The organism is Oceanobacillus sp. FSL W8-0428 (assembly GCF_038004405.1).
GTDB lineage: Bacteria > Bacillota > Bacilli > Bacillales > Amphibacillaceae > Oceanobacillus > Oceanobacillus sojae.
Genome location: NZ_JBBORB010000001.1, coordinates 2,055,957 through 2,075,160 on the forward strand (window position 1 = coordinate 2,055,957; position 19,204 = coordinate 2,075,160).

Below are 19,204 nucleotides of genomic sequence, written 5' to 3' on the forward strand. Positions count from 1 at the left end.
TTATAGTGAGTAACAAATCGAAGTTATGGACAAAAGATTTTATTATCGTCTCCGCAGTTAATTTTTTATTGACACTTGTTTTTTATCTTCTTGTTGTTGTGATGGGAGTTTATGCAGCAGAAGAATTTAATGCATCTGCAAGTCAATCAGGATTAGTTGTTGGTATATTTATTGTCGGCGCACTGATTGGGCGTCTTTTTATTGGCCGTTATATTGAAAAATTTGGTCAGAAAAGAACATTATTTATCGGAGCTATTATATTTATTTTAGCTACTGCTTTATATTTCTTTAATTTTGGTATCGGCTTTTTACTCCTTAACCGGTTTATTCATGGTATTGGACTCGGTTTTGCAAGCACAGCGACTGGTACCATTGTAGCTCAAATTATTCCGGCCGAAAGAAAGGGCGAAGGGATCGGCTACTACAGTATGAGTGCCACCCTGTCCACTGCTTTAGGACCGTTCGTCGGTTTGTATATGAGCCAGCACACCAGTATGCAAGGGATATTTGGTCTCTGTTTAGCAATAGGTATTATCAGTTTCTTCACTATCTTTTTTGTGAAAATCCCAGTTATTGTGGAGACAGAGGAAGAGAAAAAGATAGAAAAAGAAGAAGAAGGACGTTTTATTGCTCAATTTGTAGAGCCAAGAGCTGTGCCGATTGCAATTATCACTCTTATTTTAGCTCTTTGCTATTCCAGTGTTCTGTCCTTCCTTAATTCCTATGCGATAGAGCTGGATCTAGTAAGTACAGCAAGTGTATTCTTCCTTGTTTATTCCATTGCTGTATTACTTTCACGTCCATTTACCGGCCGTTTAATAGATTTAAAAGGAGCCAATATCGTGATGTATCCTGCGTTTGTTCTGTTTACAATCGGTATGATTGTGCTGGGATTTGCGCATAGCGGATTCACATTATTACTGGCTGGTGTATTAATTGGGCTGGGTTTTGGTAATATGCAATCCTGTACACAGGCTATTGCGGTCAAATTGACACCGCCGCATCGTATGGGGCTGGCTACATCCACCTTCTTTATCTTCTTAGATGGAGGATTAGGTTTTGGACCATACTTGCTTGGTCTTATTGCGCCGGCTATTGGACACAGCACACTTTACATCGTGTTAGGTATCGTTGTTCTGGCAACTGCAGGATTATACGCTGCTCTGCATGGCAAAAAAGCCTCCTCTGCGCATTCACAAGCGTTGGCACAATAATATAGAAGAAACCTGTATTTTCTGTATTTGCACAGAGAATGCAGGTTTTTTCTATTTGAATTTTTTAACTGTCTTCTAATGATAGAAAATACTGTATTTTATTTCTTAGCGGTTCCGGTAAAGGCTGCCTTAATGCTTTTATGAGCAGATCGGGGTGGTTAATTCCTTTTTCTTTAAAGTGCTGTTCAATGAGATGAACCTTTTCTTCTCTGTTCGGCATTAAACTATATAATACATACCAGTCTTCCAAAGATGACAAGTATATGGTTTTCCCATTAAAGCTTGTGCTATCTGCAATATTATTTTTCTCAAACGCAAGTTTATAAGTACCTTCCTCATGTATGATAGAATAACCGCCCATTAAATCAACTGGTGTATTTTCTACTCTATATTTAGCAAAGAATGCTGTTTTAAAAGGCGGGGAGTGAACCGTTTCTTTTCTTTCCCCCAGGTTATCCAGCACTTTTCCGGCAAGAGGAGCATGATTTTCCGAAACTAAGAGATCAATATCATTTGGATTATCTATTATCCCGTGCATATGAAGCATTAATGAGCCGCCAAGTCCCCAGATTATATTATTTTCATTTAATATATCGGCTGTCTTTGCCAGAGCATGTAACAATATGCAAATCTCCTTTCTTTCTGTTATTTATTTTAATCATAACAGAGTTTTAACTGAAAAATAATGAGGGATTATCTGATTGTTCGCATCTTCAGGGACCATATTTAAATAGAAAGTTATTCTATTATAAGAGTTTATATTTTTTATAGATAACTCAACTTTCGCACCTAAGAATAAATACACTAACCTTGCTATTCCAGGCTGTACATGGTCTCTATTATCATGCTTGTTTTTAGTTAATTCATCTTTTTATTTTTTGAACAGATTATTGTGTATAGCTTCCGCTCCGGCCAACCACTCCGCTTTCCATGGGGACGGCTTCAGCTAACTTGAAAAGAAACCCGCTTTTCAAGTGGATCTTCAGCTCGCCCTGTTCCCATAGGAGTCTACGTGGTTGGCCTGCGCTCTAATAGGATTCTACAGCACAAGGAAGAAATAATATCCTGATAAAGTAAAATGAAATCATCGTTTTTTAGCCTAAATAAACAATCATGCTGATGTTTCAAATGGTTTTTAACAGTTCAAATCATGACAGCATGAATAATTCATATCGAGAATAGCTTTCATGCATCAGAAATAAGGATTACTAGGCATGTTTACCATTTAACACAAAAAATTTGTTCTGTTAGATCTGCCTTTTATTTGTCCAGTTATTTCAGTATAGAACCCACCCTGCTAGCGGAGGCGGACCGTTTTGACTCCTGAGGGATTAAGCACCATCTGAAGATCCACTTTTGCCAAGTGCTCTTCTTGGCAAAAGTTAGCTGAAGAGCGTGCCCCTAGGAAAGCAAAACGGTCCGCCGTAGCGGTCGCTTTACAGCTTTACACCTTACCTTCTATCTTTATCAATAGATATACGGAAGAAATGATCAACCCCTATTCCTATGGATAGGAAGTTTCTTTTTAAAGTGCGAAAGTTGAGTAGATAAGCAATAAAAATAACTTCATTTATATTTATCTGAATAAATTATGAAATTAATCTCTTTTTCTTAAATTCAATGTATAATTCTGTAAGGATTTATAGTATAATGAACTCAAATAACCTTCTTACTGTTAAATAGAAATGAGTGCTATTTGGCTGTGCAGGAAATTTGTCTACATCTCCAAAATTTAGAATATTTTGTCATTTTTGGACAGCTTGAAAAACGGCCGGAGAACAAAATAGAATATATTTCAAGGGAATATTTTTAAACAAAACGTAAACATCGCAATCATGTTATCATGTATAACATAGGACCATTCCATATATTAACAATATATAATAATGGGGAAAAGCGATGTTTTTTTGTACCAATTTCTAGTATTTTCTGGAAAATATAAAGTTATTTCTAAATAGCAGTGAGATAGTGCATTGTTTTTAATGTTGAAGGGGGAATGTTTATGTCATATCAAAGCACCTATGAACAATGGAAGAATGAAGAAGCTCTTGATAGAGAGCTCAAAACAGAATTAGAAAGTCTCTTAAAAAATGAAACAGAATTAGAAGATGCTTTCTCACATCCCTTAGAATTTGGTACTGCCGGCATGCGTGGAATATTAGGTCCGGGAATTAATCGAATGAACATTTATACAGTGAGACAGGCTACAGAAGGCCTTGCCCGATTTATGGAAAGTCAGACAGAAGAGAATAAATCCAGAGGAGTAGCGATAGCTTACGATTCCAGGCATAAATCTCCTGAATTTGCTTTAGAAGCTGCAAGGACACTTGCGCGTCACGGGATTCCGGCTTATGTATTTGAATCATTGCGCCCGACTCCTGAATTATCCTTTGCTGTAAGACATTTAAATACATTTACCGGAATTATGATTACTGCATCACATAATCCCGCAAATTATAATGGCTATAAAATCTATGGGGAAAGCGGAGGACAAATGCCGCCGAAAGATGCAGATGCGTTAACAGAATATGTCCGTTCAGTGGAGAACCCTCTGCAAATAGAAGTGTTATCTGAAGAAGAGGCAAAAGAGAAAGGCCTTCTGAAAATAATCGGTAAGGAAGTAGATGATGCTTATTTGCAGGAAGTAGACACAGTAACCATTGACAGAGAACTGGTATCAGGAGAAGGAAAGGATTTAAAGCTTGTTTTTACACCGCTGCATGGTGCGGGGAAAATGCTTGGAGAAAAAGCATTAGAGCAAGCCGGATTTAAAGGATTTTCACTTGTCCCTGAGCAAAGTGTCGCTGATCCTGACTTTACTACTGTCAAATCACCTAATCCGGAAGAGCATTCCGCGTTCGAATATGCTATTTCTTTAGGTGAAAAAGAGGGTGCGGATTTGCTGGTGGCAACAGATCCGGATGCCGACCGTCTTGGTGTCGCTGTTAAGCTTCCGGATGAAACATATAAAGTGTTAAGCGGCAATCAAATTGGAGCGCTGATGCTGGATTATATTTTAAAGGCGCGGAAAGAAGCAGGCACACTGCCGGATAATGCTGTAGCATTAAAATCAATTGTTTCGAGTGAACTCTCTACAGCAATAGCTGAAAAATACCAGACTAAAATGGTCAATGTGCTTACAGGCTTTAAATTTATCGCTGAAAAAATTCAGCAATATCAGGAGGATGGAACGCAGACATTTATGTTTGGTTTTGAAGAGAGCTATGGCTATCTGGTGAAACCATTTGTCAGGGATAAAGATGCGATTCAGGCACTGGTATTGATTGCTGAAGTAGCTACCTACTATAAGCAGAAAGATGAAAATTTATATGATGCCCTGCAGAAAATATTTGCTGAATATGGCTGCTACCAGGAAAAAACAATTTCTATTACTATGAGCGGTTTAGAAGGATCAGCGAAAATTGCCTCTTTAATGCGGCAGCTGCGGGAAGAATCTCCGGAATCTTTCGGAGGAATAAAGGTAGTCAGTACAGAAGATTATAAAACACAGAAAAAAGTACATGCAGACGGCTCAGTAACCTCATTGAATACACCGGCTTCAGATGTATTGAAATACTTTTTGGAGGATGAGAGCTGGATAGCGGCACGACCGTCGGGGACGGAGCCTAAAATCAAGTTCTATATCGGTGTAAAAGCAGGGAGTGAAGAGGCGGCAGAGGAAAAAATAAAAGCTTTTTCAGCAGCTATTTCTGAAGTAACTAATGTAACCCCAGCTAAAAGTCTCCTCAAGAATAAGCTTTAATGAGTGGCGGGGTGAAGAAATGCATACAAATGAGTATTTGAAATTGGAAACAGAAGATGCGATAAAAAGGTTTCACACTGGCGAAAATTTTTACAGTCAGCACGTTTTCGGTTATCACCAAGAAGAGCGGGAAGAGGGGACAGGCTTTGTTTTCCGTGTCTGGGCTCCTCATGCACAACAGATATGGCTGGTAGGAACATTTAATGATTGGGATGAATCTCTGCCAATGCATAAAAATGAAGAATACGGTTTTTGGGAGGTATTCACCACAAAGCCTGCAGAAAATGATTTATATAAGTATAAGGTGCGCCAGGAGGATGGCAGAGAGGTTTATAAAATTGATCCATTTGCATTTGCCTTTGAAAAACGTCCTGACAATGCTGCTGTCATTCATCATGTTCCGCAGAAAAAATGGAAGGATGGCTTATGGTACGGGAGAAAGAAGCGTTCTAATTTCTTCAGACGCCCCATAAATATCTATGAGGTACATGCCAGCTCCTGGAAGCATCATGAAGATGGGACCCCTTATTCTTTTGCGGACTTAAAGGAAGAATTAATTCCTTATGCAAAAGAAATGGGGTATACCCATATCGAGTTCATGCCATTAATGGAGCATCCATTGGGTGCATCATGGGGGTATCAGCTGATAGGCTATTTTGCTTTAAGCTCTTATTATGGTAAACCGGAGGAGTTTCAGGACTTTGTAGAGGAGTGCCATCGGAATAATATAGGTGTTTTTGTGGATTGGGTTCCAGGTCATTTCTGTGTCAATGATGATGCGCTTGCAAAGTATGATGGTACTCCTCAATTTGAATATCAGGACCCGGACCGGGCAGCGAATGTCCGCTGGGGTTCTGTCAATTTTGATTTAGGCAAACCGGAAGTGCAATCCTTCCTCATTTCAAGTGCAATGTTTTGGCTGGAGATGTACCATATTGACGGGATTCGTGTTGATGCAGTTTCCAGCATGCTTTATTTAGATTATGATGATGGTCCTTGGGAACCGAATCATGAAGGTGGAAACAGAAACTTTGAAGGGTATTATTTTCTGCAGAAGCTGAATGCAGTTATCAAACTAGCTCATCCGGAAGCTATTATGGTTGCGGAGGAGAGTTCTTCTGATACCCAGATTACTGGACTGGCTGAGACAGGTGCACTTGGCTTTGATTATAAGTGGAATATGGGCTGGATGAATGATGTGCTTAAATTTTATGAAATGGACCCGGCATTTCGGAAGGATCACTTTAACTTAATCACCTTCTCCTTTATGTATATGATGCAGGAAAATTATATTCTGCCGCTCTCCCATGATGAGGTTGTTCATGGAAAGAAGAGCTTAATGCATAAGATGTGGGGAGACAGGTATAAACAATTTGCTCAATTGCGTAATATGTATACGTATATGATGACCCACCCCGGAAAGAAACTCTTGTTTATGGGAAGTGAGTGGGGACAATTTTTAGAGTGGAAATATGATGAAGGATTGGAATGGCTGGATTTAGAGGATGCCTTTAACAAAAATATGCAGCATTTTACCTCCAGTCTGAATCAGTTCTATAAAGAACAGCCGGCGCTATGGGAGCTGGAAGAGAGCTACGATACAATTTCAATTATCGATGCCGATAACCATAACGATTCTGTTCTTAGTTTTATTCGGAAAAGTAAGAAGAAAAAAGATTTTCTGATTATTGTTTTAAATATGACCCCTGTAGAGCGTCAGGATTTTCATATCGGCGTTCCCTATCAAGGAAGCTACAAAGAAATATGGAATACGGAAATGAAAGAATTTGGCGGTACATGGGAAGAACATAACCCTGATCAATTGACAGAGGATGTTCCTTTTAAGGAGTATCCTTATCGTATAAAAACTGTTGTCCCGGCGCTGGGAGCGTTAATTCTGCGCCCTGAGAGTATTAAAATATCGAGAAAACGACCAGCTGCTAAGTAATTTTCCAACATATATAAGCTGAATTACATGCTTCATTTTTTACAATAAATTTAGAAGAGTAGTTGAAAGGGGGACAGGTGAAAGGCTGCTTTCACCGCGTATATGAAAAATGAGATGCTAGCAATGATTCTTGCAGGAGGAAAAGGGTCACGATTGGGGAAATTAACAAAAAATATTGCTAAACCTGCTGTTCCGTTTGGAGGAAGATACCGCATAATTGATTTCACTCTAAGTAATTGTGCTAACTCCGGAATAAAAAATGTGGGGGTTGTGACGCAGTATCAGCCGCTTGCTTTAAATAATCACGTAGATAATGGGACAAGTTGGGGGCTTGATGGAATTAATTCCGGTGTGACAATTCTTCAGCCTTATGCCGGTTCAGAGGGCGGTAAATGGTTTGAAGGGACAGCACATGCGATTTATCAGAATATTTCTTATATCGATGAGATGAATCCGGAATATCTGCTTGTATTATCTGGAGATCATATTTATAAAATGGACTATGAAGAGATGCTGGAAACACATAAAGCAAATGACGCTTCTTTAACTGTTGCAGTACTCGAAGTCCCTGAAAAAGAAGCTTCCCGTTTTGGAATTATGAACACAGATGAAAATGACCGGATTATTGAATTTGAAGAAAAGCCTGAGAATCCAAAGAGTAATCTGGCATCGATGGGAATCTATATTTTTAATTGGAGCAGATTGAGAGAAGTTCTATTAAGCAGTTATTCCAAAGACGATCACATGCTGGATTTTGGAAAACATGTTATTCCTTCTTACTTAGAAGGAGGAGAAAATGTGTTTGTTTACCGCTTTGCCGGTTATTGGAAGGATGTTGGAACGATTGACTCTCTATGGGAAGCAAATATGGAATTTATTAACCCGGAGATGAATCTGGATATCCGTGATAAATCATGGCGTGTATATTCCAAAAATACCATTTCACCACCAAACTTTTTAACAGACACCGCGTCTGTGACAGATTCTTTAATTGTTGATGGATGTTACGTTGCAGGAAATATTAAAAATAGTATTCTATCAAATGATGTTCAGGTAAAAGAAGGCTCGCAAATTACAGACAGCTTTATTATGCCGGGAGCAAGTATTGGCAGGAATGTAAGTATTCACCGGGCAATTATCGGGGAAGATGCGGTTGTTGGCGATAATACAGTAATTGATGGAACGGAAGATATAGGAGTAGTAGGTTATTCTGAAGTGATTGGAGTGACGATGGATGAGGGCTAATAAAATTTGTGCTGTTTTAGGGAATATTCAACGCTATAACGCTTTACTTCCATTAACCAATGAGAGGCCATTAGCAACATTACCGTTTGCCTGCAAATACAGACTGATTGATTTTCCGCTTTCCAGTATTGTTAATGCCAATATAAATACAGTTTATATGATTTTTAATGAAGGTGAAACACAATCTGTATTCGATCATATCGGCGGGGGAAAAGAATGGAATTTAGATGGCGTGCATAACCGTTTCTTTATTCATCTTTACCAGGACTTTTTGAAATTAAAAGCACATAATCAAAGCTATTACCGTCCACTGATTGATTATCTGGAAAAATCTAAATCAGAGTATACGGTTTATATGAGCAGTAAAATGATTTGTAATATTGACTTACGTGCCGTTTTAAAAATTCATCAGCAGCAAAATAATGAAATGACAGTTGTTTATAAAAAGGTTGAATCTGAAAAAATATGTCAGACAGATGCCGTATTATCTTTGACTGAAAATGGGCAGATTACAGAAGTGCGTCCGTATATGGAGCATTTGCAGACTGCGGATCAGGAGAATCTCTGCATGGATATTTATATTGTTCAGACAAATTGGCTGATCCGGCAGTTGAAGGAAGGCCAGCAGGAGGGAACTCCAGCCGACATCCAAGATTTTCTTCGCAAAAAAATTCATACTGTAAAAAGCTCAACTTATGAACACACGGGTTATCTAAGTAATATTTTTGACATTAACTCGTACTATAATGCATCACTTGATATGCTTAATCAACAAAAATTCAGTTCTCTCCTCTATTCTAATCAAAAAATATATACCAAATTAAAAAATGAAGTTCCAACATATTATTCAGACTCATCAGAAGTAAATAACAGCCATTTTGCCACAGGATGTATTATTGAAGGTAAGGTAGAAGGATCCTCCATATCCCGTGGTACAGTGTTGGATAAAGGAACAGAAGTCATCGACTCTATCATTATGCCGAATGCAAAAATATGTGCTGGCGCGAGGGTCCAGAACGCTATTCTGGATAAAGAGGTGGTCGTGGATCCGGGTGTACAGATAATTGGAACAAGAGAAAACCCGGTTGTTATTGAAAAATACCAGCATGTAACCAATGATATCCTCGCAAATGGAGTAGCAGTCAGCGATATAGAGAGATAGGGGGAAAAATATACATGAAATTATTATTTGCTAGTGCGGAATGTGCACCGTTTTTTAAGACAGGCGGTCTCGGAGATGTGATTGGTGCGCTACCAAAGGAATTAGCAAAGAAAGATATAGAAGTGGCAGTCGTACTGCCACTTCACAAAAAGATGCCGGCTGCGTACAGGGAACGCTGTGAGCACGTAGGCGCTTTATCCATAGATGTAGGCTGGAGAAATCAATATTGTGGTATTGAACGTTTAGAAATGGACAATGTCACCTATTATTTTATTGATAACCTGTATTATTTTAACCGGGATGATTTATATGGTTTTTATGATGATGGAGAACGCTTTGCTTTCTTTCAGCTTGCCCTGATTGAGATGATGGAAGCAGTCGATTATATTCCTGATATTATCCATGTAAATGACTTCCATACAGCTATGGTGCCATTTCTCCTGAAAGAAAAATATCATTGGGTGGAAGCTTATCAATCTATTCGAACAGTGTTGACAATTCATAATATTGAATTTCAGGGACGATACAACCCGGAAGTGCTATCTGATTTGTTTGGAGTTGGCGATAGGAAATACCATGATGGAACAATTCGTTTTGAAAATGATATTAACTTTCTGAAGTCGGGTATTGTGTATGCGGACAAGGTAAATACTGTCAGCCATTCTTATGCGGCGGAAATTCAAACCGCGGAATTTGGTAACGGCTTAGAGGGAATTCTCAGACAGGAGCAAGGAAAACTGTCCGGCATTGTTAATGGAATAGATTATGAGATTAATAATCCGGAAACAGATCCGGCGTTGAAATCTAACTATTCTTTAACCAGCTTAGAAGGCAAAAAAGATTGTAAGAAAGAATTACAGGAGTTAATGGGGCTGCCTGTACGGGAGGAGGTCCCGGTGATTGCGGTTGTCAGCCGTCTGACACACCAGAAAGGTTTTCATCTTGTCCTGGAAGAACTGGAAAATCTGCTGCAATATGATGTTCAGTTTGTTCTGCTGGGGACCGGCGATCCATCATTTGAACACCATTTTCGATTGATTTCGGAATGGTACCCAAATAAGTGTGCAGTAAATATTACATTTGATGTGACACTTGCGCAAAAGATTTATGCCGGAGCTGACATGTTCCTGATGCCATCTAAATTTGAACCGTGCGGGTTATCACAGCTGATTTCTATGCGTTACGGAACCCTGCCGGTGGTTCATGAAATAGGCGGATTGAAGGATACAGTAGAACCGTATAATCCAATTGAAAAAACAGGCACCGGGTTTGGTTTTTCCTTATTTACTCCATACTACATGATGGACGCATTGAAAAAAGCAGTGCATGTTTATCAGGATGAGCAGGATGTTTGGAGAAATCTTATGCATACAGCAATGTCACAGGATTTCAGCTGGGAAACATCCAGCGGACAGTACCATGCGCTTTACAAAGAAATATTATAGAGGATGTTCAAAAAGTCCAATAAAAATGACACGGCGATAAGAGGATCTTCTACTAAGAACGCCCACGTCGTGTGGGCAACGTAGAAGTCACCGCATCCTGCGGAAGTGCGTTGACGAGCTTTTTCCGATACTCACGTATTATAAAGCATAGAGGAACTTCTGTTAAGACCGTCCACGTCCTGGGACTGCGATTACTCGTCCCACCGAAAACATTTGTGGACAACACAGAAGTCACCACATCCTGTGGAAGCCCGTTCGTAAAAAGCTCGTCGCCTTGAACTTCTTGGTCCTATTTATCGGACTTTTTGAACACCTTCTTATAAATTGAAAAAAACACATAGCAGCATCAGTTTAAGTGGAATAAGCAGCTTTTTTAAGAAAAAAGGTGATATGCTTGTTTGGAATTTGATTTCTTAAAAGCAGTGCTTGCAGCTGAACTTAGATAATGCAGAAAAGAGGCTTAATACATGGCTTTAGATAAAGAAGTATTCAAAGAAGAATTAAAGCAGAGACTGAGAGAGAATTATGCAAGAGAGCTGGAGGACGCGAGTAAGCAAGAGATTTTCTATACATTAGGAGCTTTGGTGAAGGCGCGTTACTCTGATGCTTGGAGAGATACATGGAAGTATTATGTGGATAAACATAAAAAGCAGGTTTACTATTTTTCAATTGAATTTTTACCTGGCAGAATGCTGAAAAGTAATTTATTGAATCTGGGATTGCTGGATACGGCAAGAGAAGCCTTAACAGATCTCGGGATTGATTTAGACAGTCTGGCCGAAGTGGAAAAGGATATGGCTTTAGGAAACGGAGGTCTTGGACGATTAGCATCCTGTTTTATGGATTCGATAGCTTCCTGTGGTCTTCCGGGAAATGGAAATGGCATCCGCTATGATTACGGACTTTTTAAGCAGCGTTTCGTGGACGGCTATCAGGTAGAGCTTCCAGATGAATGGCTGCAGGGCGGGAATATTTGGGAAATACGCAGAGAAAGTAAAGCTGTCGATGTCCGTGTCGGCGGGCATGTGTACTTAGCAGAAACAATGGAAGGAAAATTAAAGCCGGTGTACGAGAATGAACGTATACTTCGGGCAGTTCCTTATGATACAGGAATGGTAGGCTATGAGAATAATGTGGTGAATACACTGCGGCTATGGTCTGTAGAAATCCCTGATTCTGAGGAGGGTAAATATCAAAGTATCCAAGGACGCAGAGAACTGGAGGATTTAACAGCGGTTCTTTATCCAGATGATTCCAATGAACATGGACGTTTAATCCGTTTAACGCAGGAATATTTCTTTGTATCAGCAGGAATTCAAAGTATTATCCGCCACTATAAAAATCGGGTTCAGAAGCCAATCTCTAATCTCAGTGAATATATTTCTATCCATATTAACGATACGCATCCTGCCTTATGTGTGCCGGAAATGATGCGCATCTTAATTGATGAAGAAGATTTATCCTGGGAGCAGGCTTGGGATGTCACCGTAAAAGTAATGAGTTATACAAACCATACAATTATGGCTGAAGCATTAGAAAAATGGACGATTGATTTAATGCAGCGCACATTACCACGAATGTATCAAATTATTGAAGAGATTGATGCGCGTTATGTACAGACTATGCAGGAGCTGCATCCGCATGATTTGGTAGAACGCACCCGGATTATTCGTAATGGACAGGTTCATATGGCGCATTTGTCTATTATCGGCAGTCACAGTACCAATGGCGTGGCAAAATTACATTCGGATTTATTAAAATCTGTTGTTTTACATGATTTTTATATTATTTATCCAGACCGTTTTAATAATAAAACGAATGGAATTGCGCAGCGCAGATGGTCGCAGATTGTGAATGAACCAATGTCAAGCGTATTAGATGAAACGATTGGAAAGACATGGAGACAGGATTCAGGAGATTTAAAATTGCTGATGAACTATCAATCGGACCAAGCAGTTTTAGAAAAATTAGCTGAAGCAAAGAAAATAAACAAACAGGTACTTGCTGATTATATTTTGGAAACAACGGAAATTAAAGTTTCCACAGATGCTATCTTTGATGTTCAAATTAAAAGGCTGCATGCATATAAACGCCAGCTGTTAAATCTATTGCATATTATCAAGCTTTATCAGGATTTAAAGGAAAACCCGGATTTAGATATGCAAAAGCGTGTATTTATCTTTGGAGCAAAAGCAGCACCAAGCTATCATTATGCAAAAGTAATTATTAAGTGTATTAATGAAGCAGCTAATTTAATTAATAATGATCCGGATATCAAAGATCGTATAAAGATCGTTTTCTTACCGAATTATAATGTCAGCCTGGCAGAGAAGATTATTCCTGCTGCAGATGTCAGTGAACAAATTTCGCTTGCTTCTAAGGAAGCTTCCGGTACAAGTAATATGAAGCTGATGCTGAATGGAGCTATTACGCTTGCTACGTTGGATGGTGCCAATGTAGAAATCAGGGATGCAGTCGGTGATGATAATATTTATATCTTCGGTCTCACAGAGAAAGAGGTCTATGAATATTATGAGAATCAGGAATATTCTGCGCAACAGCTGTATGATGAAAATCCAATTATCCGCCGTGTTTTAAATGCGTTTATTGATGGAACCATTCCAAATATCGTTTATGAAGGACGGGAGATTTTTGATTCACTCATTAAGTATAATGATGAGTATTTCTTACTGCGTGATTTTGATTCCTATGTAAAAGCACAGGAGGAAATTGATAAAGCTTATGGAGATCAAACCTTCTGGCAAAAAATGAGCTTAATCAATATTGCCAATGGAGGCAGATTTTCTTCTGATGAGACGGTCCGTCGTTACGCTGAGGATATTTGGAAAATAGAGCCGAAAGATTCATTTGTTACTGAGAAAGGATAGTATTATGCCACATGTTTATTATAATTCATGGATAAGTGAATATAAAAAGCCATTTGGAGCTGTACAGATTGAAGAAAAGGTTACATTCTCTATGGATATCCATGAAAATCAAGTGATAGAAGCACAATTTATTATTCGAAAAGAAAATGGAAGTCGTGAGGAAGAAAAATATCAGATGGAGGATATAGGGGACAATCGGTTCTCCTGTATCTATTCACCTCATGAAGGAAAGGGTCTGTATTTTTATTATTTCTCTGTGAAGTGGAAGGATGATCATGGCGGGGAATTAACAGCGTATTGGGGTGCGTCAGCTGTAAAAGGAGAAGGACGGCTGTATCAAGAGCAGCATGAAGTCATTCCATACCAGTTAACCTGCTTTGAAAAGGAAGAACAGACACCGGATTGGTATCGGGAAGCTGTATTTTATCAGATTTTCCCGGACCGTTTTTATAACGGAAATCAAGACGGGAAGGTAAATAAACCGAAGCGGAACAGTTTTATCTATGGTGATAAGCGTGATACTCCGATGTATGTACGCGGGTCTAATGGTGAAATTCTGCGCTGGGATTTTTATGGCGGGAATTTAGAAGGAATCAGACAGAAGATACCTTATCTGAAGGATTTAGGCATCAATGCGATTTATCTGAACCCGATTTTTCAGGCAGCAAGTAATCATCGTTATGATACAGCGGATTATATGAAGATTGATCCAATGCTCGGTGATGAAGCGTTATTTCAGGAAATTATAGAAGACCTTCATGCAGAAGGAATCCATGTTATTTTAGATGGCGTATTCAGTCATGTCGGGAGAAACAGTATCTATTTCAATTATGACGGCACTTTTGGAGAAGACAAGGGAGCATACCGAAGCAAGGATAGTCCATACTATCCTTGGTTCAGCTTCAGTGAATATCCTGATAAGTATGCATCCTGGTGGGGAATTGATGACCTCCCGGAAGTAGATAAATCAAACAAAGAATTTCAAGACTATATCTACCAGGATGACAGCAGTGTCATTGATAAATGGAGCAAGCTGGGTGTGGATGGATGGCGATTAGATGTTGCAGATGAGCTTCCAGATGAATTTATTGCAGGCATTCGCCATAAGCTGGACCAATATCCGGAAAAAGTACTTATTGGTGAAGTCTGGGAGGATGCTTCCAATAAAATTGCCTATGAAAAGCGGCGTCAATATATTTTAGGAAATCATCTGCACGGTGTGATGAATTATCCATTCCGAAATACAGTGTTAGACCTGCTGCAATTGGAAAAATCTCCACAGGAGCTTTGTCAAAGGCTGACACAGCTTCATGAAAATTATCCGAAGGATGTCCTGTTCAATAATCTAAATAATATTGGTACACATGATACGAAACGAATTTATACTTTTTTAGGAGAGGATAAGGAAAGGCTGAAGCTAGCGCTGAGCTTTTTACTGATTGCTCCGGGAATTCCTTGTATTTATTATGGAGACGAAGCTGGCCTTACAGGAGAACAGGATCCGGATAATCGCAAATTCTTCCCGTGGGAGGATATCGATCAGGATATTTTCAATCATTGTCAAAAATGGATAGCTGAAAGAAAACAAAATAACACATTAAAATATGGTGATTTTGTTCTTTTCCATACGGATGAGGTATTAGGAATGCTTCGTTTCACAGATGATGAATATACCATCTATATGATCAATCCCCATGATGCAGAAAAATCCTGTCATTTTGATGACCTGCATTTCTTGAGCGAGGTGCCATTAACGGATGAAGTGTTAAGGGAAATTTTCAATAATTTAACGATGGATGGGAAAAGTGATTTTTTTGTAACGGGAAAGATATAGATGAGCATTAAAAAAGCAGGGTGTATAGATATGGAGCTATGCACCCTGCTTCCATATTTACTATTCCCCTACCTTTTAAAACGGGAAAGTCAAAAGAGTTTCCCATGAGTAATAGAATGGTAGGATAGTATTAGAGTGTTACTGGAAGAAAACATAAGAAAAACCGCACCACGCACGGTACGGTTATATGTTACGTGAGTAATTATATTATTCTACTACTTCCAATCCTGCATCTTCTAATTCTTTAACTGTTTCTTCTAAGCTAATATACTCATCGTCTTCAATAGCTGGAAGGCTGGCACCAGGGATGCTGTTTAATTCCTCCATATCAACAGCTGTTAAATCTACAGAAATGGTTTGTGTAAGTGCGTCATCTCCATATTTAATCTCAAATTCGATGCCTTCTATATCCTCAAATGGTTTGAATTCTGAACGAATTTGTTCATCCAATTCTTCAGCTTCTTCCTTTGATTCAAGCATCATCGTAGAATAAGGTATATCTGTTTTGACGGTTTGATGTGTTACTTCATCATCTTTAGCATCGAGTGTAACTTCCATGCTCATTCCCATTTGATCACCTTGAAGGGTAACTGTTTCTTCAGATCCGCAAGCCGCCAATCCTAAAGTAGCAATCAATAAAAATAATAATCCGGTAATTCTAAAAGCTGTTTTTTTCATTATAGTCTTTACTCCTATCCATATTTTACTATAGTTAGCTTATCGAATTAAAACATTAAAGTCAAAGTAAAGTTGAGAAAAAATAAAGAATTGGACTATTATCCTGTGTTGTAAGTAGTGGTAATTTGCTTTTTTTTTGATGTTCATTATGAAATTCAGGTTATGTTGGATATTATTTAGATGTAAGGTTTAAAATAAAGCTTATAAAGGCAATCACTAAGTAAAGATTGTCTTATCAGATTCTTATATAAGAAAAGGGGTACAGTAATGGAAGCAAAAGAACGAAGAGAAAAAATTAAACATTTATTGAAAAAGAGATTTCTTGGGCAGATACCAATACTGCCTGAAATCTCTTTTCTGATTTCTGCTTTTGATTTTTAGTAAATATGAATTTTATTAAGACATTGTAAAGTATTTGAGTGGAAAGCAAAGTATAGGTGTTGATTTGGTAAATTTCAACGTCTCACGAAATAGGTATGCTTTAATGGAATTAGAGGGAGGGGGGAATAGATAATCAGTTAATTGTTCAGGTTAAAGGAAAAAACATTTAAAACAGAATAGCTGAAGTTCAGAGGATTTATGTTTTAATAAACAAACAGCTCTTCTATGTATCTAAGATTAGTTTAATTCCAAGGAGGGATTACTTTGACAAAAGTATATGGACACCGGGGAATGATGGGACTATACCCGGAAAATACACTGCTTAGTTTTGAGAAAGCTCTTGAAGCAGGTGCAGACGGCTTGGAAATAGATGTACACATGACAAAAGATGGAGAGTTTGTTGTGATGCATGATGCTACGCTAAACCGGACAACGAATGGAATTGGACCGGTATCAGAATATACCTTTTCAGAGATTCGAGAATTACAATTGAATCATGCCTACTTTTCATCATTCACGACCTATGACAAGAGCTGGGAGGAAGAAAAAATCCCCTCCTTAACAGAAGTACTTCATTTAATCAGTTCATATCCAGAAGCCGCATTAAATATTGAATTAAAAACAGACGAATATTTATACGAAAATATGGAACAAAGGCTGATAGACTATGTAAACAGATTTTCTGATATGAAGGATCGTGTAATTTATTCCAGCTTTCACTTGCCTACATTGATTCGTTTGAGACATTATGACCGTGATGCACGTCTGGCATGGATTATTAACCAGCCGATTTCCCACCCGGAGGATTATATCGATATTCTTGGACTGGAGGCTTTGCACATTGGAGTGGATACTTTCTTAAAGCATATTTATCATTGGAGCAAATGGAAGAGATTACTGCGTGTGTGGACCGTGAATGATAAGGATACATTAAAACAATTGCTCGATATAAAAGTGAGAGCAATTATTACAGATTATCCGGACCGGGCTGTCTTTTACAGGTGTGAGCGCTATGCCATGGCGTAGAATATTACTCAGTTTTGTGATTGCAATCTTTATCATATCAGGATTTTTTGAAGCGAAGCCGCCAGCACCTCATACAACAGCATTATATGGAGCGGAAGCATTGTATGCAAAGGCAGCGGAGAACACAGAAGTAGCTACTGCTGATATAGAAATTATTGCTAATCCCGGGGCGGACAGTATGATCAAAGAGCATATGATGAAAGCTTACAAAAATACTTCGGATGCTCATACAGACTCGATAAAGATAGATTTAGGGATGACAGAGGATAATGAATTAATTGCGCTTCATAATGCTGTCTTAGACCGTATAACGTCGGGATCAAAAACTCCGGAAGAGCTGCCGTTAGAAGAAATAGCTGTGACATTTGAACAGAATGAACATTATTATATCGAGGCACATCTCGTGAATGGAGATACAAAAATGGAAGAGCCATTAATCAAGCTGCTGCAGGAATATGATTTATTAGATCCCAAATATGTCAGCTTTCAGTCATTCTCAAAGAAAAGTCTCCAAAAATTGCAGGAATTAGCACCAGAAATCCGTTCGACGCTTTTATATGGAACAGATAAATTTGATTTAGAGGACGCACTAGCAGCAGACGTGGATGCTATCGGGATAGATTCAGGAAATGTTACAAGGGATATTGTTGACAAACTGCATCAGCAAGAGAAAGAGATTCATGTGTTTTTTACGGATGAACGGACAGAGCTTGTTGAACAGCAGCGTGTTATTATGTATGGAGTGGATGGTGTTTTTACAGATGACATTGAATTTACAAAGCAGGTTATCATGCAGTAAAAATAAATTATTAAGAAATGCTTTATTTGATATAAAGCCATTAGCCTTGAAATTGAAAAAATCGTGGTTAATGGCTTTTGTGTTTTTCTTTGGACAGCAGCGTGTTTTGACTGTGTGTTTTTAATACCCCGTTCAAATCAGCATCTTATATTCCTCAACGATATTTTATTTCAACAGCTAAATACTCAGTAATATAGTTGATAGCAGCATTTGTTATTCAGAAAAGGCTTCCGAATATTGAACAACACCAATGACATTTTTGAAAGCATCCTTTTCCAATTCCAACGCCATAAATGCTTCATCAGGAACATCGAACGGTGCTTCAATTCCCCACAAACTGGCTAGCTTAAATCCAAAGTGAGGATAGTAATCCGGATGACCAAGAACAATGACGGAATTATACCCGGCTTCTTTTGCTTTCTTTAATCCTTTATTCATCAGCATAGACCCAATACCTTGTTTTTGATAATCTGAATGTACAGATATTGGTGCAAGGGCAAGCGATTCTGTTGTTTGTTCCTGGTTTTTAATCGATATTTTTGAAAAAAGAATTTGACCAATAATTTCATCCTGCTGATTAACTGCGACAATAGATAACTCAGGAATGAAGGCATCAGACCTGCGGATACGCTGCACAAGAAAATGCTCCTGCTTATCGCTCATTTCTTCGTTTCGAAAAGCCTGTTCAATGAGTATTTCAGTGTGATGGTAATCTTCTGGTTGTTCTTGTCTAAGACTTATATTCAAAAGGAATCCTACTTTCTCATACGATAGTTTGCGGTAACTGTTTATTTTTATTCTACTAAACAAACAAGAAATAA

Annotated in this window: 13 protein-coding genes; 10 read left to right on the forward strand and 3 right to left on the reverse strand. The window is 38.5% G+C overall.

All coding sequences use genetic code 11. The features are described from left to right. Window positions 1-2: 2 nt before the first annotated feature. The gene (locus tag MKY30_RS09575) at window positions 3-1,214 is read left to right on the forward strand and encodes an MFS transporter (protein WP_077604739.1); all 1,212 of its coding nucleotides are present in this window, start codon (window positions 3-5) and stop codon (window positions 1,212-1,214) included. 64 nt (window positions 1,215-1,278) lie between these two features. On the opposite strand, the gene MKY30_RS09580 is transcribed toward MKY30_RS09575, so the two are convergent. Beyond that, on the reverse strand, window positions 1,279-1,836 hold the full coding sequence (locus tag MKY30_RS09580; protein ID WP_077604737.1) for a hypothetical protein: 558 nt from the start codon (window positions 1,834-1,836) through the stop codon (window positions 1,279-1,281). 1,380 nt (window positions 1,837-3,216) lie between these two features. Between MKY30_RS09580 and MKY30_RS09585 the strand changes: the two genes are divergently transcribed. The 7 genes from MKY30_RS09585 to MKY30_RS09615 all read left to right on the forward strand — a co-directional run bounded on the left by MKY30_RS09585 (window position 3,217) and on the right by MKY30_RS09615 (window position 15,499). Continuing rightward, window positions 3,217-4,977 (forward strand): phospho-sugar mutase, encoded by a 1,761-nt coding sequence (locus MKY30_RS09585; RefSeq protein WP_341083660.1) that lies wholly within the window; start codon window positions 3,217-3,219, stop codon window positions 4,975-4,977. A gap of 19 nt (window positions 4,978-4,996) precedes the next feature. Next, on the forward strand, window positions 4,997-6,925 hold the full coding sequence (gene glgB, locus MKY30_RS09590) for a 1,4-alpha-glucan branching protein GlgB (RefSeq protein ID WP_341083661.1): 1,929 nt from the start codon (window positions 4,997-4,999) through the stop codon (window positions 6,923-6,925). A 102-nt stretch (window positions 6,926-7,027) separates the two neighbouring features. Next, complete coding sequence (locus MKY30_RS09595; RefSeq protein ID WP_341083662.1) at window positions 7,028-8,170, forward strand: glucose-1-phosphate adenylyltransferase; 1,143 nt, start codon at window positions 7,028-7,030, stop codon at window positions 8,168-8,170. Then, complete coding sequence (gene glgD, locus MKY30_RS09600) at window positions 8,160-9,332, forward strand: glucose-1-phosphate adenylyltransferase subunit GlgD (protein ID WP_077604733.1); 1,173 nt, start codon at window positions 8,160-8,162, stop codon at window positions 9,330-9,332. Before MKY30_RS09595 ends, glgD begins: the two co-directional genes overlap by 11 nt. Window positions 9,333-9,346: 14 nt before the next feature. Then, entirely contained in the window at window positions 9,347-10,777 is a 1,431-nt protein-coding gene (gene glgA, locus MKY30_RS09605; RefSeq protein WP_077604732.1) for a glycogen synthase GlgA, read from the forward strand. Between the two features lie 467 nt (window positions 10,778-11,244). Then, window positions 11,245-13,665, forward strand: coding sequence for a glycogen/starch/alpha-glucan phosphorylase (locus MKY30_RS09610; RefSeq protein ID WP_341083667.1), 2,421 nt, complete (start codon window positions 11,245-11,247; stop codon window positions 13,663-13,665). Window positions 13,666-13,669: 4 nt separating this feature from the next. Next, window positions 13,670-15,499 carry a glycoside hydrolase family 13 protein gene (locus tag MKY30_RS09615; protein ID WP_077604730.1) on the forward strand — a complete coding sequence of 610 codons (1,830 nt, stop codon included), beginning with the start codon at window positions 13,670-13,672 and terminating at the stop codon, window positions 15,497-15,499. Window positions 15,500-15,706: 207 nt separating this feature from the next. On the opposite strand, the gene MKY30_RS09620 is transcribed toward MKY30_RS09615, so the two are convergent. After that, complete coding sequence (locus MKY30_RS09620) at window positions 15,707-16,177, reverse strand: DUF1307 domain-containing protein (protein WP_077604729.1); 471 nt, start codon at window positions 16,175-16,177, stop codon at window positions 15,707-15,709. Window positions 16,178-16,822: 645 nt separating this feature from the next. On the opposite strand from MKY30_RS09620, the gene MKY30_RS09625 reads away from it, so the two are divergent. Continuing rightward, window positions 16,823-17,584, forward strand: a complete 762-nt coding sequence (locus MKY30_RS09625) for a glycerophosphodiester phosphodiesterase family protein (protein WP_341083670.1) — start codon at window positions 16,823-16,825, stop codon at window positions 17,582-17,584. After that, a complete protein-coding gene (locus MKY30_RS09630) occupies window positions 17,571-18,383 on the forward strand; it encodes a glycerophosphodiester phosphodiesterase (RefSeq protein WP_341083671.1) in 813 nt (270 codons plus the stop codon). The genes MKY30_RS09625 and MKY30_RS09630 overlap by 14 nt, the downstream gene beginning before the upstream one ends. Before the next feature lie 213 nt (window positions 18,384-18,596). Here MKY30_RS09630 and MKY30_RS09635 read toward each other — a convergent pair whose 3' ends face one another. Beyond that, window positions 18,597-19,130, reverse strand: coding sequence for a GNAT family N-acetyltransferase (locus MKY30_RS09635; RefSeq protein ID WP_341083673.1), 534 nt, complete (start codon window positions 19,128-19,130; stop codon window positions 18,597-18,599). Window positions 19,131-19,204: the final 74 nt, after the last annotated feature.

Bases quoted from the DNA above. Each gene is read 5' to 3' on its own strand.
- MKY30_RS09585 (WP_341083660.1), top strand. From the start codon at position 3,217: ATGTCATATCAAAGCACCTATGAACAATGGAAGAATGAAGAAGCTCTT.
- glgB (WP_341083661.1), top strand. From the start codon at position 4,997: ATGCATACAAATGAGTATTTGAAATTGGAAACAGAAGATGCGATAAAA.
- MKY30_RS09595 (WP_341083662.1), top strand. From the start codon at position 7,028: ATGAAAAATGAGATGCTAGCAATGATTCTTGCAGGAGGAAAAGGGTCA.
- glgD (WP_077604733.1), top strand. From the start codon at position 8,160: ATGAGGGCTAATAAAATTTGTGCTGTTTTAGGGAATATTCAACGCTAT.
- glgA (WP_077604732.1), top strand. From the start codon at position 9,347: ATGAAATTATTATTTGCTAGTGCGGAATGTGCACCGTTTTTTAAGACA.
- MKY30_RS09610 (WP_341083667.1), top strand. From the start codon at position 11,245: ATGGCTTTAGATAAAGAAGTATTCAAAGAAGAATTAAAGCAGAGACTG.
- MKY30_RS09615 (WP_077604730.1), top strand. From the start codon at position 13,670: ATGCCACATGTTTATTATAATTCATGGATAAGTGAATATAAAAAGCCA.
- MKY30_RS09620 (WP_077604729.1), bottom strand. From the start codon at position 16,177: ATGAAAAAAACAGCTTTTAGAATTACCGGATTATTATTTTTATTGATT.
- MKY30_RS09630 (WP_341083671.1), top strand. From the start codon at position 17,571: ATGCCATGGCGTAGAATATTACTCAGTTTTGTGATTGCAATCTTTATC.